The following is a 17,226-nucleotide window of genomic DNA, read 5'->3' on the forward strand; positions in this document are numbered from 1 at the left end:
ATTATTAAGTGTTTATCGTAAAAAAAGACAATATTTTTTTGTAAATTTAGAGTCGCTAATAATAAAACTATCAATTATGAGAATGTTAGTTAATGTAACCTGTCCTATCGAGCCTTTTAACTCTATGGTAAGAAATGGTACTGCTGGTGAAATCATTGGTCGTGTGATTGATGATATCAAACCAGAAAGTATTTATTTTACAGAGCAAGAAGGTAATCGTGGTGCTGTCATGGTGGTAGAAGTTGCAAATGCATCTGATATCCCATCTATTGCAGAGCCTTGGTTTTTAAATTTTGAAGCCATTTGTGAATTCAGAATTGCCATGTCACCGGATGATTTAATGAAATCTAACCTCACTAAACTTGCTGAAAAGTGGCAAGAGGTATCCATGAATTGAAGTAAAATGTTTAATTTAAGAGAACCATTCTTAATGTTTAGGGGTGGTTTTTTTTATTTAAAGCTATTTCTTAGCTTTCTGTTTTTTATGGCAATACTAGGAAAATAGTGGTTTTAAAAGGGAATGTTTTTTGAAAAATCACCTTTTAAGCACAAATTTTAATATAAAAATCTAATAATATTTATTTTTTATTTGCACGCACTTAGAATAAAACTTACATTTATAAAAATTAATTTTTAATAAAAATAAAATTCAATAAATTATGGAAGGATACTGTGTAAAATGTAAAGACAAAAAAGAGATAAAGGATGCTGCCGAAGTTACTATGAAAAATGGTAGAAAAGCAATGAAGGGTAAATGCCCAAGTTGTGGTACCGGTATGTTTAGAATTTTAGGTAAATAGTAGTCTTACAAGTCTTAAAAAACAAAAACAGGCTAAGTTAATTTAACTTAGCCTGTTTTTGTTTTACGCTTAAACGAGCTTTATTGACTAAGTTTTTAGGTATTTATTGCTAATACCATCTAACCGGTAATAAGTTGTTCAAGGATTAATTCAACACCTTCTTCAGAATTGCTTTTGGTTTGAAAGCGTGCTGTTTTTTTTACTTCAGTATGGGCGTTTTCCATGGCATAACTAAAATGAGCAAGTTCTAGCATTTGTAGATCGTTGTTGTAATCGCCAAAAGCCATTGTTTCTTCTTTAGTTACTCCCAATTTTTCTTGAAGAATACTTAAAGCATAGCCTTTATTTGCATCGGCATGCGAAATATCTAACCAGTTTTGACCGGAAACAATAATCTGCATGTCGTTTTTTAAAGTGGATAAATGGGGTAATATATTTTTTTCTGAGCACTCAAAATGAAAAATAGCTATTTTTAGGAAATCATCATCTGTAACTTTGGTTAAATCTTCAACAATTTGAAATTCAGAATAGTATTTGCTGAGTTTTGAAACAAAATCTGGATTTGAAGTTTCAATGTATGCCGATTTTCTTCCACATAAAACAATATAAGCACCATCTATTTGGCGTAAGATTTCAACAGACCTAGTAATGTTTTCAGATGTTAGTTTTAATAAAATATGTTCTTTATTGTCATATTTCATCATACCTCCATTTTCGGCAATAATTGAAATATCATCTTTTATTGTATATAGCTTTTCTAAAATGCTTTGATATTGGCGTCCACTAGCGGCTACAAAGTGAATGTTTCTCTTTTTCAGTTCGTTAAATTGATTAAAGAATCGTGGACTTACTTCGCTTTTAGGGTTTAGCAGCGTACCATCCATGTCTGAAACGATTAGTTTTACTTTTGAAAAATTCATAAAATAGATTATATGTACTTGTATGTGCAAAAATACTATTCTAAAACTTAATAAATGTTAGATAAATGCTAATCCGCTTTTATTTATTAATAAAAATAGTTTTGTTAAATTTTAATTCGCTATTTTGATACGTGTATTTTTGTAAATTGCAATAAATTTAATTTACACATTAACAAGTATGGTGACCTTAAAACAATTAGCAAAAGAGTTAAATGTTTCTATATCTACGGTTTCTAAAGCATTAAACAATAGTGAGGAAATTGGTGAAGAAACCATTAAGCGTGTAAAAGAGCTTGCCGAATTGTATAATTACAAACCCAATAAAGTAGCTTTAAGCTTAAAGCAAAATAAAACCAAAACCATTGGGGTTATTATTCCAGATATACTAAACCATTTTTTAGCAAAAGTACTTTTTGGTATTGAAAGAGAAGCGACTAAGTATGGTTACAACATTATTACTTGTATATCTAACGAATCTTTCGAGCAGGAAAAAGAAAGCCTTAGGTTATTAGCAAATGGTAGCGTTGATGGGTTTATTTTATCACTGGCAGAAGAAACTCAGGTAAAAAATGAAATAGAGCATTTAAAAAAAACTATTAGTCAGGGTTTGCCTATTGTTATGTTTGATAGGGTAGCCCATGATGTATTGTGTGATAAGGTTATAGTAGACGATTTTGACGCCACGTATAATGCAACCAAAAGTCTGTTATTAGAAAATCGAAAAAATATAGTTTTTATAAGCACATTAGATGGTCTAAGCGTAGGTAAATTGCGTGAACGAGGTTATAAAAAAGCCATTTTAGAAAATAATGCTTATGAACCTTTAGTTTTAAAGATAAAGAAGAAAGATGATCAGCAAAAAAAAATAATGACATTTTTCAAAAAGAATACAACTATAGATGGTGTTGTAGCTGCCGATAGTGCTTCAGGAATTATAGCTATAAATACCGCAGTTAAATTGGGATTAAAAATACCTAAAGATATGTCGGTCATTGGTTTTGCCAGTAAATCAGATTCTTACCATACAATTCCTAAATTAACATCTATAAGACAACATGCCAAAGAAATTGGTGCTAGTGCTGCTCAACTACTAATAAATAGACTTCAAAATAAGTCGGAAGATATAGATGTTAAAACAAAAATTGTAAAAACAACCCTAGTAAAAAATAAATCTACTTTGTAGGTTTTTTGTATAAAATATACATAAATAAAAACACACTTCGTCTGTTGGTCGATAAAATCATACATTTAATCGATTTTATTTCTCTTGCTAACGCTGTTTATACTAATTTAGCAGTACTTAAAAAGCGTCCCAAAATCCCCTCTTGCTATTTAAGAAAATTAATCCATTTTATTAGACTGTAAAGTCAAAAAATCCCTCAAAAAAATAGTATTAAAAAGTCTGTGTACTTTTATGTGCATTCGATTTTAAGTTAATTATCCATTTTTCCCTCTAACAAAGATTTTGATATCAAAGTCTTGGTTAAAGTTTTATTTAAAAATTTAGAGAAAAAATAATTAACCTTAAAATCAAATATATATGAAAGCCCTAAAAATTACCCTAATTGTAGCAGTATTTTTTGCATCATTAACTTCTTGTACTAAACAAGACTTAAACGAAGATGATGTGTTAGTAACTCCAGAAACTGAAACCACGATTTATATAGGAGGAGATGTTGAGAACTAAATAAAATTTATTATTAGTTTATATAAAAGCTTTTTGCCTAGGGTAAAGAGCTTTTTTTATAAAGAAATTATAAATACTTTTGAGTGAATCTGAAATAACTCCTTTTATTGAAATTTAATTTCTTTCATATTATAGTTATCCTTTTTTTAAATTATTCCTTTAGCCAACAAAGTGAAGATTTAAAAAAGATTGATTCATTAAAGCGATTTGTATTAAGTGCCAAAAGGCAAGATTCATCTTCAGTTGCCAAAAACCAATATACCATTGCAGAATATTATAGAAAATCAACCCCTTTAACCGATAGTGCCTTTTATTATTATCATAAAGCTGAAAAAATATTTAGACAACTAAATTCAAAATACGAACTGGCATTAACGTTATATGGCATTGCAGCTATTCAAAAAAATGAAAAAGATTTTATTGGTAGTGAGGTTACTAGTATTGAATCATTATCATTATTTGAAGAATTAAGAGAAACAGATGAAGTTATTACAGGCAAATCATTTGTTTATAATAATTTAGGGATTGTTTTTAAAGAATTGGAGCAATATGAGGAGTCTATAAAATATTTCAATAAATCAATCGAATTAAAAAAAAGGTTGAAAGGAGATAATCAGATTAATATAGATGGTACTAGGAACAATCTCGCTAATACCTATAAAAAGGCATTACAATTTGATGTAGCTATTAAGTATTATGAACAAATTTTGGAGAACAAAAGGTTAATTAAGGAACGTCCAGACATTTATTCACTTGTGCTAGACAATTACGCACATGCCCTGTATTTATCAAAAAAGCATACACGACTTCCTAAATTATATCTTAGAGCATTAAAAATTAGCGATAGTGTAAATTATAGGGGATATAACTCTATAATTATTAATCAACATTTAGCCGAGTATTATAACGATAAAGGCAATAAAGAGTTAGCCAAATATTACGCCTATATAGCTAAGGATATTTCTGAGAAGTATCATAACGACGATTTATTAAAATCTCTCTTATTACTTTCAGAAATTGAAGAAGGTGAGCTAGCTGTTAAACATTTAAAGTCTTATATAAAACTAAATGACAGTTTGCAAAAGCATGAACGCACTATAAGGAATAAATTTGCGAGAATCCGTTTTGAAACCAGTCAAATTGAACAAGAAAATATTCAAATTGCAAAAGAACGGTTGTGGTTTTTGATAATTTCAATAGTTATAGTTATTGCGTCGTTTTTATTATACCTAGTAATTAGACAAAGAAATAAAAATAAAGAATTGAAATTCATACAAGAACAACAAGCAACAAACGAAGAAATTTATAATTTAATGCTTTCCCAAAATGAAAAGGTTGAAGAAGCAAGAGCTCTAGAGAAAAAGCGTATTTCAGAGGAATTACATGATGGTGTTTTAGGACGGCTTTTTGGAACCCGCTTAAGTTTAGATAGCCTAAACATGAGTACCAGCATTGAGGCTATAAAAGCCAGAAACCAATACATAAGTGAGCTTAAAACAATAGAGGAAGATATTAGAAAAGTGTCGCACGAGTTAAATACCGATTTTGTTTCTGGTCCTGGGTTTATAGGTATCATTGAAACATTGGTAGAAACACAGGCAATAGTTTATAATTTGGCGTATAATTTAGAACATGACAGTGTTATTAATTGGGATGAGGTTTCTAATAAAAAGAAGATTCATATTTACAGAATTATTCAAGAATCGTTACATAATATTTATAAACATGCTGATGCAACTCAAGTTGATATTAGTTTTAAATTGAAAAAAAACGTAATTTGGTTAACTCTAATTGATGATGGTTTAGGATTTGATGTTGCCAAAGCTAAATCTGGTATCGGCTTAAAAAATATGAATTCTAGAATTAAGGAAATAAATGGTGTTATAGATATCACATCAAAAAAAGATACAGGTACAACCGTAACCATACAAGTCCCAATAACCTAACCAAATTTATGAACCAAAAAATTAAAATATTAATGATTGATGACCACCCAATGATTATTGAAGGTTATCAAAATACATTGCTTTTTACAAAAAAGGAAACACAAGAATTAGAAATAGATATCGCAAATAATTGTGATGAAGCCATTGCGTTTATGGACAAGTCTGTTGAAAAGGAAAGTCCGTATCACGTATTGTTTGTTGATATTAGTTTACCGCCATCAACAGATGGGTTAATGACTTCAGGTGAAGATCTAGCGGTGTATGCCCGCAAGGTTTTACCAAAATCAAAGATTATAATTTTAACCATGTTTAATGAATCGTTTAGAATTCATAATATTATCAAAACCATAGATCCAGAAGGATTTTTAATTAAAAGTGATTTAACTTCTAGTGAACTCGCCAGTGCTTTTCAAGCAGTATTAAACAACCCACCATTTTATAGTGGTACGGTTAATAGCTTTATAAGAAAAGCTATAACAAGTGATATTGTAATTGATGAAAAAAACAGAAAAATACTTCACTTATTAGCGCAAGGTGTGAAAACAAAAAATTTGGCTTCACACTTAGATATTTCTTTAAGTGCAGTCGAAAAACGAAAAAAGCAATTACGAGAAATTTTTGAGGTACGTGATGGACAGGATGAAACTCTTTTGAATGCAGCAAAAAACAAAGGATTTGTATGATAATGTAAGATGTTTCTTGTTGAGTGAAAATAAATGAATTTTTTTTCACTTTTTTTTTGCTCTGAATTAGCCCGATATACTTGAAATCTACACATAACCCGTAACATTGTTACGGGTTTTCCGCAGCTAGAAAAAAATTGTATTGCGTATATTTAGCTTGTCAACACTTCAAAAAATTAACAATCCCTCAATTTTTTTGTTGATAATAGCAATTTACATAAACCCTATGGATGTGAGAGACCCATAGGGTTTCTTCTTTTGCATAAGTTTATAACTAAAAAATTAGTTTAAACTAATTTTTTAGTTATATTTGCTTTATTCAACTAATTATTTAGTTTAAAAATTTTCAAAAATGAAACAACTTACAAAAGCCGAAGAAGACATTATGCAAATACTTTGGAAGCTAAAAAAAGCAAATGTAAAAACTATAATAGAAGAGTTTCCCGAGCCCAAACCAGCATATAATACAGTTTCAACCATTGTTAGAATATTAGAAAACAAGGGGTTTGTTGACTATGAGAAAGAAGGTAAAGGGCATGTGTATTTTCCATTAGTAGTTAAGCAAGATTATAGTAACCAATCTATAAATAAGCTAGTAGATAACTATTTTCAAGGGTCTTTTAAAAGCATGGTTTCTTTTTTTATGAAAAAGAATGATATCAGCTTAAAAGAATTAGAATCAGTTTTAAAGGAGATTAATAAAAAAGAGTAGAAATGGTACATTATATTATACAAGTTATTGCATTTCAATTGGTTTTTTTGCTCATTTACGATGTGTTTTTAAAACGTGAAACCTTTTTTAATTGGAATAGGGCTTATTTAATTGGTTCAGCGTTAATTTCGGTAATTATTCCGTTTATTAAAATTGATGGATTTAAAGAGGTAGTGCCTCAAAAGTTTATAATAAATCTTCCAGAAGTTCTTATTGGCAATGTAACTCAAAACAATCAAACGAATTTACAGTTAGAGACATTAATAACCGAATCAAAACCATTGTTCGATTGGGAAACTATTCTGTATTTGGGCATGCTGCTAGCAATACTTGGATTTGCTTTTAAAATTTCAAAAATGTTTTTGATGCTAGCTAGAAATTCTAAAAGTAAACATGGGAATTTATTCATTGTAAAATTGCAAAATAGTAATGCTGCTTTTTCATTTTTTCACTATATATTTTTAGGTGAACTTTTAAATGAGAACGAAAGAGCATCTATTTTAAAACATGAAATTGTGCATGTAAAGGAAAAACACACGCTAGATTTATTGTTTTTTGAAGTGCTGCGTATTCTATTTTGGTTTAACCCTTTAGTGTATATGTATCAAAATAGAATGATGGCGCTTCATGAGTTTATTGCCGATGCAAAAGCGGTTAAAAATGAAGATAAATCAACCTACTATCAAAATCTATTGGCACAAGTTTTCGAAACTAAAAATATATCATTCATCAATCCATTTTTTAAACAATCATTAATCAAAAAACGAATCGTTATGTTACAAAAATCAAAATCAAAACAAGTTCATTTATTCAAGTACACTTTATTAATTCCAATGGTATTTGGAATGTTGGTTTACACGTCATGTATTCAAAATTTAAACGCACAACAGACAAATAATTCTGATGTTGCATTAAATAAAAACAGTCCGATCTCAGAATTGGTTTGGGCAATAAAACGACAAATACAAGTTCAAGGTAACGTTAGTGACGAAGAGGATAAAGGATTAAAGCTTCTTATGAAAATAGTAAAAGAAGATTCTTTAAACCCAGAATTAGTAAATAATGTAACAGTGTATGCTAATCAGAAAAACAAAACCCAACTTATGGAAATAATTGCGGAATTGTTTAATCAAATACAAATTCAAGGTCGTACTACTTCAGAAGAAGAAAAAGCGATAAAATCACTGTTGATATTAACTACAGACGGCGCTTTTGACGATCCATTTTTTGCAGATGAGTTGGAAAGTGTTGAAATTCCTTTTGGTGTTATAGACCAAGTTCCCGTATTTCCAAGTTGCGATTCATTAGAAACAAATGAAGAGCGAAAAGCATGTATGGCAAAAGGTATTATGGACCATGTAAGCAAAAATTTCAACACCAATATTGCAATCGAAAATAATTTAGTAGGACAGCAACGTATTAATGTCATTTTTAAAATTGATAAAGAAGGCAATATTGTAGATGTGCGTTCTAGAGCTCCGCACCCTACGTTAAAAGCTGAAGCCATTCGGGTTGTTAAAATGTTACCTAAAATGATTCCGGGCGAACATAAAGGCAAAAAAGTGATTGTGCCTTACTCTTTGCCAATAATTTTTCAGGTGCAGGACGATAAACCTCAGGGCAAAAAAGAATGATTTGAATAAATCAGCTAAAAACCGAAGTTAAAGCTTCGGTTTTTTTGTATGAACTCATCTTGACTTTTTCCATTTTTTAGGAAATAGAAAAAGTCAAGATGAGTTCTTTATATAAAAGCCAAAAAAATTGTACTTTTCGGCTTCAGATATAATCTATGAAATCGCCATGATTTGGAAAGCCAATTGATAATCATCGAACACCAATGAAAATAAAGCGATACCATATGACCTCTAAAAAACAATAAATATCTACATATGAAACAAATTTATGTTTTTGTATTAGTTTTAGCGTTTACGTCTTGCGAGTATTTCAATGCAAAAAAAACAACACCCGAAGCTATTTTGGATGAAGAGTTGCAAACATTTAATTGGAATGATGTAGATGTATATCCTACCTTTTCTGTTTGTGATTCTATAGAAACCAAAAATGAGAAAACTGCTTGTTTCACTGAGGTTTTAACAAATCATATTTTAGAATATCTTCAAAACAAACCCATTGTTGTAACCCAAGATGTTACTGATACTATACATTTAAAATTCCAAGTGTCTGAAATGGGTGTTTTATCACTTTTAGATATTGAAGCAGATAGCCTAATAGTTAAGGAAATACCCCATATTAAAGATTTAATTTATTGTAGTTTAGATTCCTTACCTAAGGTATTTCCTGCTATAAAAAGAGGGCAGCAAGTTAAAACCGAATTTAAATTACCTATTATTATTCATGCTGATTAATATCATTTAAGCTTTGAAATGGTATAACATTACTTTTTAAAAGTGCGCCCTTTCCATTTGTAGCTAGAAAATATCGAAATAAAAGCAACATAAACACTGAAAAATGGATACACTAAAAACCCAACAATAAAGCTTTTTAATACACCTTTTTGATTAAAAAATAATGCCGATTTATAAATTAAAAAGAAGTCGATATTAAATTTTATAATGACTAGGTACATAAAAATAGTCAAATTAAAAACGCTGAAAATGGTAAGCATAAGTATTGTAATAAAAAGTGTATTCATAAGTAAAACAATCAAACCTGTATATTTGCCAAACCAATTATTGTATGTACTGGTTTTTGCAGCCCAACGTACACGTTGAGATAGTAATGTTTCCCACGTTGGTTGCGCTTGGGTTTTTACTATGGCATGGTTGCATTTTAAATAACCAAGTTGTTTTGGGTACTTTTTTACAGCTTTTTCAAGTAGAAAAATATCGTCGCCACTTGCTGTGTTGGTGTTGCCTTCAAAACCATGCAATTCATTGAATAATGCCTTCTTATAAGCAAAGTTAGCACCATTGCATAAAAACGGTTTATTAATGCCAAAGCCTCCAATGGTAGCACCTTGTAGGCTTAACATATCGAGTAATTGAAACCGATTTAAAAAATTGCCTTTTTCAAGATAAGTCACTGGTGCCGCAATACAATTCGCTTGTGTTTTTTGAATATATTCATCAAAACTATTAAGCCAACAACTTGGTAGTATGCAATCGGCGTCGGTAGTGATAATCCATTCGTATTTGGCATGCTTAATGGCCGTAGAAATAGCATCCTTTTTTGGCGAATTTGTCTTTCGTTCGTTCTTAATGATTGAAGTATCCAGTTGAACGCAGTCGAAACCTTTTAATAGGTCTCTTATTGTTTTTGCCGAAGGGTCTTCCGAAGCATCATCAACAAAAATAATTTCAAATAATTCTTTGGGATATTGTAATAATTGAATGGTTTTTATTAGGCTCGGTAAATTTTCAGCTTCATTTCTAAAAGGAACAATTACCGAAAACTTAGTTTTGGAAGGTGAATTTTCAAGTTTAAAAAGGTTTACTTTATCAAACCCCAAAGCAAAACTTCCTATTATAAGCAAATAAAGTATAGTAATGATGATACTGATTATGGTCATAATTCGTTTTCAGGAAATTTAAAATTCAATACAAAATAGCTTCCCAAAATACTTGGAAACACAAAATTAAAAACCCACATCAGGGTAACAATACATAAAACGGTAAAAGCATTTACCCCAACAAAGCTAAATAAGTATACCGCAACACTTCCTTTTATAAGGACATCAAAAACAAAAATAGAAGGCAGTATAGATGCCAATAAATACATGGGGGTGATGGTACTCATAGCATGCAGATAGGAGATATGAATTCCGAAAATAGTGAGTAAATAGTAAAATTGAAATGAGAATATAAGATACCGCAGCAACGATAAACAAAACCCAAAAGCAATAAGTTTCTTTGGGTATTCTAAAATAAATGTCTTCATTTTTTCTAATGAAAACCCTTTAATGCTTAATTTGGTTTTGCGTAATATAAAAATCACCAAAGTGGTACCAAATGCTATAATTAGTATAAGTTGGAATAGCTTCGGATAAGCTAATGATATATGGTATTCCGACATAAAAAAGCTAAATCCAATAACCCCTAAAATGGTAGTCACGCCCATTTGTAAAAGATTGCCAAGTAGGTTGATTAGTAGTATGCGTTTTCTGAAATCTTTAGTATAGTAAATAGCTTTGGCGCCATATTCACCAATTCTGTTTGGTGTGAGTAAGGATGCGGTTAAGGCGCCTAAACTTTGTTCGGAGGCATTTTTAAGAGTGATTTTTTTTGTAGGAGATATTAATTTTTGCCATTTCAAAATTTCAAAAAACCAGTTAAAACCAGTCAAAACCACTAAAAAAATGATAATTTTTAACGAAAAAACACCATTTTTATTCAGAAAATCAATAAAAGCATAGAATTCTAAAGAGTTGTTATTGGTTAATTTTTGATATATAAAATAAAATGCAGCAACAACAGTACTTATTTTAATAAGCACAAAAAAGAATTGTTTAGTTTTGTATGGCAACGTGTAAATCATAAACTCAGAATACAAATTAAACCAATATTCTGTTATCATATCAAATAGGGCGCATTAATGAGCAAAGAAAAAATTATTTTAGGGATTGACCCTGGAACTACCATTATGGGGTTCGGACTCATTAAGGTGGTAGGTAAAACCATGACTTTTTTGCAACTTAATGAACTCGATTTAAAAAAGTACGATGACCATTATCTAAAGCTAAAACTCATTTTTGAACGTACCATAGAACTAATCGATACGCATCACCCCGACGAAATAGCCATTGAAGCACCTTTTTTTGGTAAGAACGTACAGAGTATGTTAAAGCTTGGTCGTGCACAAGGTGTTGCTATGGCAGCGGGTTTGAGTAGGGAAGTTCCAATTACCGAGTATTCACCAAAAAAAATAAAGATGGCGATAACTGGTAACGGAAATGCAAGTAAAGAACAAGTAGCAAAAATGCTTCAAAGTTTATTAAATCTTAAAACGTTACCGAAAAATCTAGATGCCACCGATGGTTTAGCAGCAGCAGTTTGCCATTTTTATAATGAAGGCAAAGTGGAAATTGGTAAAAGTTATTCGGGCTGGGCAAGTTTTGTTAAGCAAAATGAAAGTCGAGTAAAAATTCCTTTAAGTCCCAAAGGAGGAATAAAAAGCGCAAAGAAATGAGTTCGAGTATGGATTCCTCCCTCTTGGAGAGGTTAGGTGGGGCTGGAGGCATCTACATACATATCCCTTTTTGCAAACAAGCTTGTCACTATTGCGATTTTCATTTTTCTACCTCTTTGAAAAAGAAAAGTGAATTGGTAAACGCATTGGTTAAAGAGTTGCAATTACGAAAAGACGAATTTAAAAACATAACTGTTGAAACCATTTATTTTGGAGGTGGCACGCCTTCTTTATTAACTAGTGAGGAATTGCGATTGTTGATTGATGAAGTATATAAAAACTATCAAATTGCTGATAATCCAGAAATCACTTTAGAAGCGAATCCTGATGATTTGACAAGGCAACGCATCAACGAATTAGCAAATACACAAATTAACAGATTAAGTATCGGCATCCAATCATTCTTTGAAGCTGATTTAAAGCTTATGAATCGTGCTCACAATGCCAAAGAAGCAAAAAGCTGTTTGCAAGAAGCAGCAAAACATTTTAAGAATATTTCAATAGATTTAATTTATGGAATTCCAGATTTGACTAACGAAAACTGGACAAGAAATATAGAAACGGTTTTAAGTTTTAATATCCCGCATATTTCAAGTTATGCCTTAACTGTAGAGCCTAAAACAGCTTTAGATATGTTTATTAAAAAAGGGATTGTTAAAAATATTGATGATGATTTGGCACAACAACAGTTTCATATATTAATTGAAAAACTGGAAGCTTCAGGTTTTGTTCATTATGAACTATCAAACTTTGGTAAACCCGATTATTTCAGTAAAAATAATTCGGCGTACTGGCAAGGAAAACCATATTTAGGTATTGGGCCTTCAGCACATTCATTTAACGGAAATGAACGAGGTTGGAATGTGCGAAACAATTCAAAATATATTAAAGCTATAGAACAAAACAGACTTCCTATTGAAACCGAGGTTCTATCGATAACTGATAAATATAACGAGTACGTTATGACGGGTTTACGAACCATTTGGGGCGTTTCTTTAGAAAAAGTGGAGCAAGATTTTGGTAAAAACTATAAAATCTATCTCATGAAACAAGCAGAAAAACATCTTTTAGAACATTTATTGTATCTTAATGAGGGCAAATTGCTGGTCACTAAAAAAGGAAAATTTTTGAGTGATGGTATTGCTTCCGATTTGTTTATGTTGAATTTAAGTTAAACCCTATCAGGTTTCAAGCCCTAATAGGGCAGAAGAAAAAATAATGAAAACAACCATAAAATATCAATCAAACACCTATCAAATAGATTTATCTAAACCGCTTGATATTTCTATTCCACTAAAAGCTTCAAAAAGCAACGTGAATGCGTGGTATTTGGATGAACCTAAGATAGAACCTGTTAAAAATGGGGATTGGGTTGGTAGTCTAAAAGAAGGTGCATCGGTTAATTTTAATAATATCTATTTCAATCCACATGCACATGGTACACATACCGAATGTATTGGGCACATTACAAAAGAGTTTCATTCTGTGAATAAGAATCTAACACAGTTTTTCTTTACTGCTGAATTAATTTCGGTAGCAGCGGAAAAATATATGAAAGATACTGTGATTTCAAGAAAACAAATGGAATTACTTCTGAAGGATAAAACACCTGAAGCTCTGGTGATTAGAACCATGCCAAATACCAAAGAGAAAAAGAAGCGTCACTATTCAAATACCAATTGGACGTACATGACCGAAGAAGCCGTAGTGTTTATTCGAGACAAAGGCATTAAGCACCTGCTTATAGATTTGCCAAGTGTAGATAGAGAACGCGACGGAGGAGCATTGTTAGCACACAAAGCCTTTTGGAATTTTGATGGCAAGCTAAGATTAGATTGTACCATTACCGAGTTTATTTATGTTTCCAATAAAATTGAAGACGGTAGTTACCTGTTAAACCTTCAAATAGCACCTTTCGAGAATGATGCAACACCTAGTAAACCTGTTTTATACAAGATAATATAAACTCTTTTAAAATGAATATAGAGCAACTTCATGAATATTGTATTAAAAAGAAAGGTGTTACCGAAGATTTTCCTTTTGATGAAGATACGCTTGTGTTTAAAGTATTGGGTAAAATGTTTGCCTTAGTCGGGTTAAAAAAATGGGAGTCTGGAGAAAAAACCATCAATCTTAAATGTGACCCCGATTACGCCGAAGAGCTTCGGGCAGAATATAGCAGCATCCAACCAGGCTTCCACATGAATAAAAAGCATTGGAATACCGTTTCTATTAAAGATGGCGACTTATCGCCTAAATTCATATTAGAACTTATCGATCATTCTTATGATATGGTTGTAAAAAGTATGCCAAAAAACCTAAGAGATACGCTCTCATAAATATAAGTACTTAAGTTTCTGTACATCAGTTCTTTTTTGTATATTTACTTAATTCATATTCTTTTTCCCAAAATTTATCAGTAGCATAATCAAGTACGCCCTAAAATCTTAAAGTAGTATTTAACTAATCTATATATTTTAACTTTAATTTTTTAACTGATTATGAAAACAACCAACCAATTTTTTACCGCAATTACAGCCATATTTTTGCTGTTTAGTTCATTTTCTTTTTCACAAGAAGAAAAGCGCCCCATGTATATTTCCGTAACAACCATGTATTGGAATAGTGATAGTGATATGTCAATGGATGACTGGAAAGCTATTGAAAAAGAGTATATGGATAAAGTAACCGATAAGAATGAACATATTTTATGGGCGGGTTATTTTACACATCTATTAACATCTAATAGTAATGAAGTCGTTTATGCTCAAACGTATCCAAGTTGGGAAGCTATAGAAAAAGCAGCAGCAAGAAATACAGAACTTGAAAATGCAGCTTGGCCAGATAAAACTGCTAGAGAGGCATTTTTAAAGAAAATGAATTCAGCTTATGCAGGTTTTCATTCGGATGAGATTTATGCCACTTTACCTGACGCAAAAATGAGTTCAGCAGAATTGCCTGAAGACGCCATTCTTTATGTAAGAAAAAATAAACAAGCATTTCCAGAAGACGGCACTAAAGAAGAACTTAAAGGGTTTATGGATAGAATGCTTACGGATGTAATTAATAAAAATGATTATATAAAAGCTTATTATCCAAATCGGCACGCATGGGGTTCTGATAAAAGAGACTTTGTACAAGCTTTTTATTTAGATTCTTTAGGAGATTTGGATAAAATGTTTAAAAAGAATCAAGAGTTAATGAAAGCCGCTTTTACAAAAGAAGAATCTAAAGCTATGGGTAAATATTTTAAAAGCCATGGCGATTATATTTACGGTGTCGTTAAATTGTAATTTACCCTATGTACTACTAATGACGTTTTTATAAATTAGGACTTCAACAAGCTGTTTTTTAGAATAAAAATACTTCGTCTTGACTTTTTCGCTTCAATCAAAAAAGTCAAGACGTGTTCTATATGGTTTTTTAAAAAGGATGTGTTTAAGCATCCTTTTTTTTAATTATTATCATAATTGTTCTTGTAGCAGCTATATTTTAAATGTATTTTTGCTGGATAATAAATCAAAAATGAGCATACTACAAACATTACAAGAACGAAGTCATAATACCTGCGAGCTTTGTGCTTCAAACAATCAATTAAAGCAATATACCATTCCGCCTTCATTAAACGAAAATGTAGATAATAGTTTGTTGGTTTGTGGCACCTGTTTAAACCAAATTGAAGAGCGTGCCGATATGGATGTGAACCATTGGCGCTGTTTAAATGATAGTATGTGGAGCGAGTTTGTTGCGGTACAAATTATGGCTTGGAGAATGCTCCAAAGGTTACGTAATGAAGGTTGGCCTAAAGATTTGTTGGATATGATGTATTTAGACGATGAAGCTTTGGCTTTAGCGCGCGCAACAGGTGAACACGAAGATGAAGCTAATAAAATAATTCATCGTGACGTAAACGGTGTTATTTTAGAAGCAGGTGACTCGGTAGTTTTAGTAAAGGATTTAAAGGTTAAAGGGTCTAGTATGGTTGCAAAACAAGGAACTGCCGTTAGAAATATTCGATTAGACCATGAAAATGCCGAATACATTGAAGGCAAAGTAGATGGGCAACACATCGTAATTATTACCAAATACGTTAAGAAAACTTAGAGACTGTTTAAATTTTGTTTATGGAATGTTTTATGGGACATTTTTTTGTCAAGCGAAGGTGTTTTGTGATTCATAGCCATAGCTATGGACCAAAAAATAGCTGAAATATGGTAGAAATAGGCACATAAAAGGGACAAAGGATAAAACTTAAACAGCCTCTTAGTCCAAAAATTTAGCAAGATGTGTCAGCTATAATTTTCCATTCACCGTCAATTCGTTTAAAAACTAGCATAAAAATACCATCAGCATTCCCAACTTCTCGTTTTAAATGATACTCACCTAATACATAATAAGCATCGTCACTTATTTTGGTAATGTCGTTTATTTTGTAGCTTAATTTTCCGGTATGGGCTTCGGAAGGATACCCTTTTTCATAGCGATCCAAGGTGTTTTCCCATCCAAGAGTTACACCATTTACACCATAAAACTTAAGAGAATCACTTTTCCAGTACCCTTCCATAAACCCCTCAATATTGTTTTTAGACCAAGCAATTCTTTGGGCTTTTAAAACGGCCATAATGGCATCTTTATCTTCTTTTTCGGTTGTTTGCGAAAAGGAGTTACATGTGCATAAAACAAAAAGTAAAAGGAATAGTTTATTCATACGTAGATATATATTTAGTTCACTGATTATATCACAAATTTTATTTTCATTGGTGTTCGATGATTATCAATTGTGTTTCCAAATCAAGGCAATTTCATAATAAATGATTGCTTTTTTAAACGTTGCTTTTAAGCAATGGGAGTAAAAATAATGAAAACTTGGTTTTAAAGTATGTAACTCATCGATTTATTTGGCATATACTTTTTGTTTGTCCGAAGTTAAAATCTATTGGTCGAATAAATGCTATGGTAATTAAATGTTGTAATATCTTTACTAAAGATTCCACTAATTAATAGCTCAAATTTATTGTTTAATCATATTATATTATAGTAGCTTATTATGGATTTAAAAATTTCAAACTGCAACAATTTTTTTAAAATCAAAGGAACACTAAACAAAAATAATTTAAGCATATTTCAAAGTGTATTTAATAACATTTTTGAAAAAGTACAAGTGCTCATCATAAGTATTGAAGATGTTGATAGTATGGATCGTTTTGGTGTTAATGCTTTAACAGAACTGCATAAAGAAGCCATTGCAAAAAATAAAAACCTATCTATAATTGGTTTAGGGTGTGAAGATTTGTACAACCATTTTAAAACGGAAATGGCGGCATAAACTTATC

At 31.1% G+C, this 17,226-nt stretch carries 20 protein-coding genes; 16 read left to right on the forward strand and 4 right to left on the reverse strand.

Features of this window, described 5'->3' with window-relative positions; genetic code table 11:
- The first annotated feature begins 76 nt into the window (after positions 1-76).
- A complete protein-coding gene (locus ACGLWY_RS12405; protein WP_396619989.1) occupies positions 77-397 on the forward strand; it encodes a panthothenate synthetase in 321 nt (106 codons plus the stop codon).
- Between the two features lie 262 nt (positions 398-659).
- Complete coding sequence (locus ACGLWY_RS12410; protein ID WP_162880137.1) at positions 660-800, forward strand: DUF5679 domain-containing protein; 141 nt, start codon at positions 660-662, stop codon at positions 798-800.
- 119 nt (positions 801-919) lie between these two features.
- Here the strand turns inward: ACGLWY_RS12410 and ACGLWY_RS12415 are convergent, their stop codons facing one another.
- Entirely contained in the window at positions 920-1,720 is an 801-nt protein-coding gene (locus tag ACGLWY_RS12415) for an HAD family hydrolase (protein WP_396619990.1), read from the reverse strand.
- A 178-nt stretch (positions 1,721-1,898) separates the two neighbouring features.
- Here ACGLWY_RS12415 and ACGLWY_RS12420 point away from each other — a divergent pair, with 178 nt between their 5' ends.
- The 7 genes from ACGLWY_RS12420 to ACGLWY_RS12450 all read left to right on the forward strand — a co-directional run bounded on the left by ACGLWY_RS12420 (position 1,899) and on the right by ACGLWY_RS12450 (position 9,114).
- Positions 1,899-2,903 (forward strand): LacI family DNA-binding transcriptional regulator, encoded by a 1,005-nt coding sequence (locus ACGLWY_RS12420; protein WP_396619991.1) that lies wholly within the window; start codon positions 1,899-1,901, stop codon positions 2,901-2,903.
- 357 nt (positions 2,904-3,260) lie between these two features.
- Entirely contained in the window at positions 3,261-3,407 is a 147-nt protein-coding gene (locus ACGLWY_RS12425) for a hypothetical protein (protein ID WP_396619992.1), read from the forward strand.
- Positions 3,408-3,514: 107 nt separating this feature from the next.
- On the forward strand, positions 3,515-5,353 hold the full coding sequence (locus ACGLWY_RS12430) for a sensor histidine kinase (RefSeq protein ID WP_396619993.1): 1,839 nt from the start codon (positions 3,515-3,517) through the stop codon (positions 5,351-5,353).
- Between the two features lie 8 nt (positions 5,354-5,361).
- Positions 5,362-6,036, forward strand: coding sequence for a DNA-binding response regulator (locus ACGLWY_RS12435; protein WP_396619994.1), 675 nt, complete (start codon positions 5,362-5,364; stop codon positions 6,034-6,036).
- A 352-nt stretch (positions 6,037-6,388) separates the two neighbouring features.
- Positions 6,389-6,748, forward strand: a complete 360-nt coding sequence (locus tag ACGLWY_RS12440; protein WP_117173171.1) for a BlaI/MecI/CopY family transcriptional regulator — start codon at positions 6,389-6,391, stop codon at positions 6,746-6,748.
- A 2-nt stretch (positions 6,749-6,750) separates the two neighbouring features.
- Positions 6,751-8,382 (forward strand): M56 family metallopeptidase, encoded by a 1,632-nt coding sequence (locus tag ACGLWY_RS12445; protein WP_396619995.1) that lies wholly within the window; start codon positions 6,751-6,753, stop codon positions 8,380-8,382.
- A 255-nt stretch (positions 8,383-8,637) separates the two neighbouring features.
- A complete protein-coding gene (locus tag ACGLWY_RS12450; protein WP_396619996.1) occupies positions 8,638-9,114 on the forward strand; it encodes a hypothetical protein in 477 nt (158 codons plus the stop codon).
- A 29-nt stretch (positions 9,115-9,143) separates the two neighbouring features.
- Here ACGLWY_RS12450 and ACGLWY_RS12455 read toward each other — a convergent pair whose 3' ends face one another.
- Both ACGLWY_RS12455 and ACGLWY_RS12460 read right to left on the reverse strand, forming a co-directional pair.
- A complete protein-coding gene (locus tag ACGLWY_RS12455; RefSeq protein ID WP_396619997.1) occupies positions 9,144-10,277 on the reverse strand; it encodes a glycosyltransferase in 1,134 nt (377 codons plus the stop codon).
- A complete protein-coding gene (locus ACGLWY_RS12460) occupies positions 10,274-11,242 on the reverse strand; it encodes a lysylphosphatidylglycerol synthase domain-containing protein (RefSeq protein WP_396620227.1) in 969 nt (322 codons plus the stop codon). Before ACGLWY_RS12460 ends, ACGLWY_RS12455 begins: the two co-directional genes overlap by 4 nt.
- 57 nt (positions 11,243-11,299) lie before the next feature.
- Between ACGLWY_RS12460 and ruvC the strand changes: the two genes are divergently transcribed.
- The 6 genes from ruvC to ACGLWY_RS12490 all read left to right on the forward strand — a co-directional run bounded on the left by ruvC (position 11,300) and on the right by ACGLWY_RS12490 (position 15,997).
- A complete protein-coding gene (gene ruvC / locus ACGLWY_RS12465; protein WP_396619998.1) occupies positions 11,300-11,893 on the forward strand; it encodes a crossover junction endodeoxyribonuclease RuvC in 594 nt (197 codons plus the stop codon).
- Positions 11,890-13,068 (forward strand): radical SAM family heme chaperone HemW, encoded by a 1,179-nt coding sequence (gene hemW / locus ACGLWY_RS12470; protein ID WP_396619999.1) that lies wholly within the window; start codon positions 11,890-11,892, stop codon positions 13,066-13,068. Before ruvC ends, hemW begins: the two co-directional genes overlap by 4 nt.
- Positions 13,069-13,111: 43 nt before the next feature.
- A complete protein-coding gene (locus ACGLWY_RS12475) occupies positions 13,112-13,858 on the forward strand; it encodes a cyclase family protein (RefSeq protein ID WP_396620000.1) in 747 nt (248 codons plus the stop codon).
- 11 nt (positions 13,859-13,869) lie between these two features.
- Entirely contained in the window at positions 13,870-14,232 is a 363-nt protein-coding gene (locus tag ACGLWY_RS12480; RefSeq protein WP_396620001.1) for an MmcQ/YjbR family DNA-binding protein, read from the forward strand.
- 162 nt (positions 14,233-14,394) lie between these two features.
- Positions 14,395-15,186, forward strand: a complete 792-nt coding sequence (locus ACGLWY_RS12485; RefSeq protein WP_396620002.1) for a hypothetical protein — start codon at positions 14,395-14,397, stop codon at positions 15,184-15,186.
- Positions 15,187-15,418: 232 nt separating this feature from the next.
- Positions 15,419-15,997: a PhnA domain-containing protein gene (locus tag ACGLWY_RS12490; protein ID WP_396620003.1), complete on the forward strand. Its 579-nt coding sequence runs from the start codon at positions 15,419-15,421 to the stop codon at positions 15,995-15,997.
- 172 nt (positions 15,998-16,169) lie between these two features.
- Here ACGLWY_RS12490 and ACGLWY_RS12495 read toward each other — a convergent pair whose 3' ends face one another.
- On the reverse strand, positions 16,170-16,601 hold the full coding sequence (locus ACGLWY_RS12495; RefSeq protein ID WP_396620004.1) for a YybH family protein: 432 nt from the start codon (positions 16,599-16,601) through the stop codon (positions 16,170-16,172).
- Positions 16,602-16,940: 339 nt separating this feature from the next.
- Here ACGLWY_RS12495 and ACGLWY_RS12500 point away from each other — a divergent pair, with 339 nt between their 5' ends.
- Complete coding sequence (locus tag ACGLWY_RS12500; RefSeq protein ID WP_396620005.1) at positions 16,941-17,219, forward strand: STAS domain-containing protein; 279 nt, start codon at positions 16,941-16,943, stop codon at positions 17,217-17,219.
- The last annotated feature ends 7 nt before the right edge of the window (positions 17,220-17,226 follow it).

The sequence above is a fragment of the Mariniflexile sp. HMF6888 genome (assembly GCF_044335535.1).
In the GTDB taxonomy this organism is placed as follows: domain Bacteria; phylum Bacteroidota; class Bacteroidia; order Flavobacteriales; family Flavobacteriaceae; genus Mariniflexile.

What these genes read in the sequence shown, in the direction of transcription:
- ACGLWY_RS12405 (WP_396619989.1), top strand. Translation starts at nt 77, where the DNA reads ATGAGAATGTTAGTTAATGTAACCTGTCCTATCGAGCCTTTTAACTCT.
- ACGLWY_RS12410 (WP_162880137.1), top strand. Translation starts at nt 660, where the DNA reads ATGGAAGGATACTGTGTAAAATGTAAAGACAAAAAAGAGATAAAGGAT.
- ACGLWY_RS12415 (WP_396619990.1), bottom strand. Translation starts at nt 1,720, where the DNA reads ATGAATTTTTCAAAAGTAAAACTAATCGTTTCAGACATGGATGGTACG.
- ACGLWY_RS12420 (WP_396619991.1), top strand. Translation starts at nt 1,899, where the DNA reads ATGGTGACCTTAAAACAATTAGCAAAAGAGTTAAATGTTTCTATATCT.
- ACGLWY_RS12425 (WP_396619992.1), top strand. Translation starts at nt 3,261, where the DNA reads ATGAAAGCCCTAAAAATTACCCTAATTGTAGCAGTATTTTTTGCATCA.
- ACGLWY_RS12435 (WP_396619994.1), top strand. Translation starts at nt 5,362, where the DNA reads ATGAACCAAAAAATTAAAATATTAATGATTGATGACCACCCAATGATT.
- ACGLWY_RS12440 (WP_117173171.1), top strand. Translation starts at nt 6,389, where the DNA reads ATGAAACAACTTACAAAAGCCGAAGAAGACATTATGCAAATACTTTGG.
- ACGLWY_RS12445 (WP_396619995.1), top strand. Translation starts at nt 6,751, where the DNA reads ATGGTACATTATATTATACAAGTTATTGCATTTCAATTGGTTTTTTTG.
- ACGLWY_RS12450 (WP_396619996.1), top strand. Translation starts at nt 8,638, where the DNA reads ATGAAACAAATTTATGTTTTTGTATTAGTTTTAGCGTTTACGTCTTGC.
- ACGLWY_RS12455 (WP_396619997.1), bottom strand. Translation starts at nt 10,277, where the DNA reads ATGACCATAATCAGTATCATCATTACTATACTTTATTTGCTTATAATA.
- ACGLWY_RS12460 (WP_396620227.1), bottom strand. Translation starts at nt 11,242, where the DNA reads ATGATTTACACGTTGCCATACAAAACTAAACAATTCTTTTTTGTGCTT.
- ruvC (WP_396619998.1), top strand. Translation starts at nt 11,300, where the DNA reads ATGAGCAAAGAAAAAATTATTTTAGGGATTGACCCTGGAACTACCATT.
- hemW (WP_396619999.1), top strand. Translation starts at nt 11,890, where the DNA reads ATGAGTTCGAGTATGGATTCCTCCCTCTTGGAGAGGTTAGGTGGGGCT.
- ACGLWY_RS12475 (WP_396620000.1), top strand. Translation starts at nt 13,112, where the DNA reads ATGAAAACAACCATAAAATATCAATCAAACACCTATCAAATAGATTTA.
- ACGLWY_RS12480 (WP_396620001.1), top strand. Translation starts at nt 13,870, where the DNA reads ATGAATATAGAGCAACTTCATGAATATTGTATTAAAAAGAAAGGTGTT.
- ACGLWY_RS12485 (WP_396620002.1), top strand. Translation starts at nt 14,395, where the DNA reads ATGAAAACAACCAACCAATTTTTTACCGCAATTACAGCCATATTTTTG.
- ACGLWY_RS12490 (WP_396620003.1), top strand. Translation starts at nt 15,419, where the DNA reads ATGAGCATACTACAAACATTACAAGAACGAAGTCATAATACCTGCGAG.
- ACGLWY_RS12495 (WP_396620004.1), bottom strand. Translation starts at nt 16,601, where the DNA reads ATGAATAAACTATTCCTTTTACTTTTTGTTTTATGCACATGTAACTCC.
- ACGLWY_RS12500 (WP_396620005.1), top strand. Translation starts at nt 16,941, where the DNA reads ATGGATTTAAAAATTTCAAACTGCAACAATTTTTTTAAAATCAAAGGA.